This window comes from Vibrio sp. AND4 (assembly GCF_000171815.1).
In the GTDB taxonomy this organism is placed as follows: Bacteria; Pseudomonadota; Gammaproteobacteria; order Enterobacterales; family Vibrionaceae; genus Vibrio.
In genome coordinates, this window is sequence record NZ_ABGR01000088.1 from 1 (window position 1) to 2,483 (window position 2,483).

At 45.9% G+C, this 2,483-nt stretch carries 4 protein-coding genes; all 4 read left to right on the forward strand.

Annotated elements, in window-relative coordinates:
* The coding region (locus AND4_RS18730) for a cytochrome bc complex cytochrome b subunit (protein ID WP_009844560.1) at positions 1–817 on the forward strand (817 nt) is incomplete at its 5' end.
* On the forward strand, positions 814–1,551 hold the full coding sequence (locus AND4_RS18735; RefSeq protein WP_009844561.1) for a cytochrome c1: 738 nt from the start codon (positions 814–816) through the stop codon (positions 1,549–1,551). The genes AND4_RS18730 and AND4_RS18735, both read left to right, overlap by 4 nt.
* A 96-nt stretch (positions 1,552–1,647) precedes the next feature.
* Positions 1,648–2,283 (forward strand): stringent starvation protein SspA, encoded by a 636-nt coding sequence (gene sspA, locus AND4_RS18740; RefSeq protein WP_009844562.1) that lies wholly within the window; start codon positions 1,648–1,650, stop codon positions 2,281–2,283.
* Positions 2,284–2,302: 19 nt separating this feature from the next.
* Positions 2,303–2,483: ClpXP protease specificity-enhancing factor SspB (locus tag AND4_RS18745; RefSeq protein WP_009844563.1), on the forward strand; the 181-nt coding region annotated here is incomplete at its 3' end.

Sequence of the window (2,483 nt, forward strand, 5' to 3'; positions counted from 1 at the left end):
AGTAATCATTTCTCTGTTCGGTGCAATTCCGGTTATTGGTGATGACTTAACGCTTTGGATCCGTGGTGATTACATCATCTCTGGTGCAACCTTGAACCGTTTCTTCGCGTTACACGTGATTGCGCTGCCTATCGTGTTGCTTCTGCTTGTTGTGCTGCATGTATTGGCACTGCATGAAGTTGGCTCTAACAACCCAGATGGTATCGAAACCAAGCTACCAAAAGGCTCAATGGGCGACAACTACAAGACGCAGTTTAAGTTCCACGGCGACTATACGAAGAAATACGACATCATCGATTCGATCCCTTTCCACCCGTACGGTACGGTTAAGGACTTAGTTGGTGTTGCAGGCTTCTTGTTCCTCTTCTGTTATGTGCTGTTCTTTAACCCAGAGATGGGGGGGTACTTCCTTGAGCCGCCTAACTTTGAAGCTGCAAACCCGCTGAAGACACCTGAGCACATTGCTCCTGTATGGTACTTCACGCCATTCTACGCAATCTTGCGTGCGGTTCCAGACAAACTGTTAGGTGTAATCCTGATGGGGGCGTCAATTGTCGTACTGTTTATTCTACCTTGGTTGGACCGTTGTAAAGTACGTTCATACCGTTACCGTAGTAAACTTCACCTGTTGAATATTGTTCAGTTTACTATTGCCTTTATTGCTCTGGGTATTTTGGGGGCACTTCCGGCAACACCGCTGTACACGATCCTATCTCAGATCTTTAGCTTGTGTTACTTCATGTTCTTTGTATTGCTGTTCTTCTACAGCAAAAATGAAGCGACCAAACCATTACCAGAGAGGGTGACATTCAAATGAAGAAGTGGATTGTAATTCTATTTGCTATGTTGCCATCTCTAGCAATGGCAGCGGGGGTTAGCGTACCGCTTGACAAGGCAAACGTAGACCTCTCGGACAAAGCCTCGTTACAACACGGTGCTAAGTTGTTTATGAACTACTGTTTTGCTTGCCACTCAACGCAATATCAGCGTTACGAGCGAGTCGCGACAGACTTGGATATCCCTGTGGACCTAATGAAGGAAAACTTGATTTTTGACCCTGAAGCGAAAATCGGTGACCTTATGGTGAATGCAATGCCAGCCAAACAAGCGAGTAATTGGTTTGGTGCTCCGCCACCTGATCTAACGCTTGTTGCTCGAGTTCGTGGTGCGGATTGGTTGTACACTTACCTCCGTTCTTTCTATGTTGATCCATCCCGCCCATTCGGTGTGAATAACATTGTGTTCCCAAGTGTTGGTATGCCGCATGTACTTGAGGAGCTTCAAGGGATTCCTACACCAGTCTACGCAACCAAAGTGGTTGACGGTGAAGAAGTGCAAGTTGTGGTTGGCACAGAAACTAACGGTACCGGTGAGTTGAGTTCTGGCGAATACGATAAAGCCGTTGGTGATCTCGTGAATTTCCTCGTCTATTCAGGCGACCCAGTTCAACTTGAGCGTCATGCGCTTGGTTGGTGGGTGATGGGCTTCCTGGTTCTACTGACGATCGTTGTCGTGATGCTCAAGAAAGAGTATTGGCGTGATGTGCATTAATTGTGCTACCATGCGGTGCTAATTCCCAATTTTAATTGTTTGATAATGGAGGCCAAGCCTCCATTATTTTTATTTGTAAGTGTACTGGAGGGCTCCATGGCTGTAGCTGCCAATAAACGTTCTGTGATGACTCTTTTCTCAAGTGCATCAGATTTGTATAGCCATCAGGTTCGTATCGTGCTCGCTGAAAAAGGCGTCAGTGTTGAAGTAGAGCTTGTTGATGAAGTGAATCTTCCTGCTGAGCTTGTTGAACTAAACCCATACAAATCAGTGCCAACTCTCGTCGACCGTGAGCTCGCTCTTTACGATTCAAAAATCATCATGGAGTACCTGGACGAGCGTTTTCCTCATCCGCCTCTAATGCCTGTATACCCAGTTGCTCGTGGTAGCAGCCGTCTGATGATGTACCGTATAGAACGAAACTGGTACTCACTCGCTGAAAAAGTGTTTAAGGGTAACGCTGAAGAATCAGAAAAAGCACGTATTAAACTGCGTAACGATCTTCTGACTCTTGCGCCAATTTTTGCTGAGTATGAGTACTTCATGAGTGAAGAGTTCAGCCTCATTGATTGTTATCTAGCACCACTATTGTGGCGTCTGCCTCAATTAGGTATCGAGCTTGTAGGTCCAGGTTCAAAAGAGATCAAAGTTTACATGAACCGCGTATTTGAACGTGATTCATTCCTTGCGTCCCTAACTGAAGCTGAGCGTGAAATGCGCCTAATGCGTTAAGCTGCTCAGATAATACGTTATGGATATTGCAAAGATGACTGCTCGCCGACCGTACATGCTTCGCGCATTCTACGATTGGTTAGTAGATAATGACTTAACGCCGCATTTGGTAGTCGATGCGACTATGCCGAATGTGCGTGTACCCGTTGAGTTTATTCAAGATGGTCAAATCATTTTGAATATTGCTCCACGTGCGGTTG

Bases quoted from the DNA above. Each gene is read 5' to 3' on its own strand.
- AND4_RS18735 (WP_009844561.1), top strand. From the start codon at position 814: ATGAAGAAGTGGATTGTAATTCTATTTGCTATGTTGCCATCTCTAGCA.
- sspA (WP_009844562.1), top strand. From the start codon at position 1,648: ATGGCTGTAGCTGCCAATAAACGTTCTGTGATGACTCTTTTCTCAAGT.